This is a genomic window from Leucobacter holotrichiae (assembly GCF_055791005.1).
Genome location: NZ_JBVUAC010000028.1, coordinates 1 through 3,424 on the forward strand (window position 1 = coordinate 1; position 3,424 = coordinate 3,424).

3 protein-coding genes are annotated in these 3,424 nt (G+C 68.4%); 2 read left to right on the forward strand and 1 reads right to left on the reverse strand.

Features of this window, described 5'->3' with window-relative positions; translation table 11 throughout:
• Window positions 1-612: 612 nt before the first annotated feature.
• Window positions 613-1,188: a TetR/AcrR family transcriptional regulator gene (locus AC0KXF_RS15060; RefSeq protein ID WP_473109948.1), complete on the reverse strand. Its 576-nt coding sequence runs from the start codon at window positions 1,186-1,188 to the stop codon at window positions 613-615.
• Window positions 1,189-1,288: 100 nt separating this feature from the next.
• On the opposite strand from AC0KXF_RS15060, the gene AC0KXF_RS15065 reads away from it, so the two are divergent.
• On the forward strand, window positions 1,289-1,723 hold the full coding sequence (locus tag AC0KXF_RS15065; RefSeq protein WP_473109949.1) for a hypothetical protein: 435 nt from the start codon (window positions 1,289-1,291) through the stop codon (window positions 1,721-1,723).
• Window positions 1,720-3,186 (forward strand): MFS transporter, encoded by a 1,467-nt coding sequence (locus AC0KXF_RS15070; protein WP_473109950.1) that lies wholly within the window; start codon window positions 1,720-1,722, stop codon window positions 3,184-3,186. The genes AC0KXF_RS15065 and AC0KXF_RS15070 overlap by 4 nt, the downstream gene beginning before the upstream one ends.
• Window positions 3,187-3,424 lie beyond the last annotated feature (238 nt).

Genomic DNA, 3,424 nt, shown 5'->3' on the forward strand with positions numbered 1-3,424 from the left:
CCCGTCGAGGCGTGGCCGATGGACGGCACCGGCCAGCACCGCTGGTCTCCCGGCAACGTGAACTTTGAGCCGGACAGCGGATACGCGCAAAGAAGTGGGCCTCACATTCGTACAACATGCTATGCTCACGGACCGGCTCAACGGTCTACATGGAACGCGTCGCCGTCGCCGTCTCCGTTCCCGGTGCTTCACGACGGTGGAACTCAGGGGCCAGAGCCGTGCGCCCGCCCCCCCCCGGGTGAGATACTAGCTCCTCGACGTCCGTCGCGGACGTGACAAATCGCCGGATGCCGGTACGCACCGGCTCGTGCGGGCCGATGCCGTTCACTCTCGTCGCCGGACCGGGCACCGCACCGACGCGACGCCCAGTCGATGCTCCTCGGTGACCACGCGCAGCGAACCGGACCAGGCAGCGGCTTCGACCACGACCGTCGCCCCCGGACAGAGCAGCCATGAGTCGAGAACGTGCCAGAAAGCGGTGCCGTGTCGCCCGTCGATCCTGGTGGCAGCACCTGGACTCCGACATCAGCTCTACACTGCCTGCGGCGACCAGCCCCCGGCCTCACGCCTCCGCGTCGGCGTCGGCGTCGACAACGTCATGCCCAACTACAGCTAGATCCAGAGTGCCCGTAAGGGGGCGAGGCCTTCTTCGACGTAGGCGGCGATGGGGCGGGTCTGCCCGTCGTCGAACCACAGTTCCAGGGTCGCGAGGTATCCGAAAGTGAGCGCGTTGGCGAGCACGCGGGCCTGCGACGGACTGAACGTCCCTGCTTCCGCGATGAGGGGCGCGATCCGCTTCCCAGTCGCGTCTGCGGACGCCAAAAGAGCCGCCCGCACCGATGGGACGCTGAAGAAGAACGGTACCCGCCGCCAGGCGTCCGGCAGCGCCGCAGCACCATCTGCGGGCGCTTCATATCTGCGGACCATGCGCAGCAGGCTCCCGACCGGATCGACGGGATCCACGGTCGCGGCGACCTCGTCAGCGCTCATCGCGTCGAACTCGTCGACGACAAGCAGCCCCTCCTTCGTGCCGAAGTAGCGGTACACCGAGGAGGGCGACACTCCGGCCGCCACGGCGACCTCCTCGATCGTCACCGCATCGAAGCTCCGCTCCTCGAACAGCTCCAGAGCCCTCTGCTGGATCACCTGCATCGCGTTGCGCCGCCACTGCTCACGAAGACCTGCCATACACAGAGAGTAGCACCCGAAAAGGAAGTCACTTGCTCTTGTGTGGAGTGACACTGTATAGTGGCTTTCTATGAGACAGTCACTCTCTCAAAGTTCAGAAATGAGCCGAGGGGTACGGCCAGCGCTGTGGGCGGGGCTTGCCGTCACCGCGGCGGTTACGGCCTGGGCGTTCATCGACCCGTCAACGACAAGACTCCTCGCGGGACAGGTCGAAGTCGGCTATCCCTCCTACCCACCCGATCAGATCGATTCGGCTGCCGGGGCATACGTGGCGATCCTCGTCTCCGTCGGCGTGCTCGGCATGGCCGGCTGGGGCGCGACCCTGCTGCTCGTGCACACCGGCCGGCGGTGGGCCGCAGCATGGGTCGGCGGTGTCCTGTGCGCGGCCGGGATCCTGGTCGCGCTTGCCGGCCTGGTCACCCCTGACACCTCCGGCGTGACCGGGCTCGCGCCCGCCTTCGGATGGGCCCTATTGGCACCGTGCGTGGTGGGCGTGCTCGCGATGGCCGCAATGTTCACCAGACGCGCGCGATGAGCACCGAGGTGACCGTGAGTGGTCACGAGAGCCCGCACGTGACTCTGGCGGCGGTGTCGCTGGTGCAGTTGCTGGTCTCACTCGACTTGTCGGTCGTGAACGTCGCCCTGCCGAGCATTAGCGACGACCTGGCCGCGGGACCGGTCGAGCTGAGCTGGTTCATCCACGCCTACGCGCTCGCCTTCGGCGGGCTGCTGCTACTCGGGGGAAAGGCGGCCGATCGGTATGGTCACCGGAGAGTGCTCCTGGCCGGGCTCGCGCTCTTCGGGATCGCCTCGCTCGCGGGAGGCTTCGCGCTCACGTCCGGTCACCTGATCGCGGCCCGCGCGGTCCAGGGCATCGGCGCCGCCGCGCTTCAGCCGGCGTCCCTGGCCGTGTTGAGCGCAACCTTCCCTTCCGGTAGGCCAGCCAGGGCGCGTGCCTTCGGTGTCTGGAGCTCGATGAATGCCCTCGGAGCCGCGCTCGGAGTGCTGGTCGGCGGAGTCCTCACGGAGTATGTCGGCTGGCGCTGGGTCATGTTCGTCAACGTCCCCGTCGCGGTGGTCGCGCTGGTCCTCACCCGGACCGGCGTCGCGGCAGACCGGCAGCGGTCTGCGCGGGGCCGGATCGACGTCGCCGGGGCCGTGCTCGCGACGGCCGGGATGACACTGCTCGTCTACGGCGTGGTCAACACCGACCGTCAGTCCTGGGCGTCCCCACACACGCTCCTGTGCCTTGTCGCCGCGGCGGGGTTACTGGCAGGGTTCGTCGCCGTCGAGCACCGCGCGACGACGGACCCGCTGCTGCGGCTCGGGCTCCTGCGAAATCGGTCGGTGGTCGGCGCGAACCTGGGCAACCTGCTGATCGGCGCGTCGATCACCTCGGCCTTCTACCTCATGTCGCTGTACATGCAGGACGTGCTCGGGCATGGCCCTGCCGTGACGGGCGTGATGTTCCTGCCCTTCGCGCTCGGGATCATCGCCGGATCCCTCCTCGCGGCCAGCATCGACCAGACGTTCAGCAGGCGGGCTCTGATCGCCGGCGGGGCAGCCATGACGGCGGCCGGGTTCGCCTGGTTCGGGTTCATCTCGCCCGACGGCGGTTTCGCCGCCGACGTGCTCGGCCCCTCGATCGTCGCGAGCGTCGGCTTCGGGATCTGCCTCGGGCCGATCGTCTCGACCGGAACGGTCGGCGTGGCCTCGCACGAGATCGGCACGGCGTCGAGCCTGCTCAGCAGCGCGCGACAGCTCGGCGCCACCCTCGGGCTGACCGCGCTCGGCACCGTCGCGCACGTCGTGACCGGCGCTGACACCTCCCCGGCGGCCGTGACGGCAGGTTACGCCGCCGCCATGACGACCGCCGCCGGGCTGCTCATCGCCGTCGCCGTCATCGCCTGGGCCATCCTGCCCCGCGAGGGTCCGGATCCGGCGACCTCTAGACAGGCGCGCGATGGGCACCATGGGCGAGGCCATGAAGAGAAATGAGGGTCCTTCGAGGCCAGCTTCAGCACCCGATGGGCATTCCGGAAGTTGACCAGGTACGCTGCATCCATCCGGATCGAACAACCCATCCATCCGTCCTGCCTGTTCGATCCGGACCTGCGCTTCGCCTACTCCTGCGGGCGCCCCCTCCGGCGACCGTCGCCGGGTCTGCTGAAGCTTTGGTTGAGTCCGGGGTTTATGCCGCCAACCCGACGGCATCCATCATTATGGCCTCGAACTC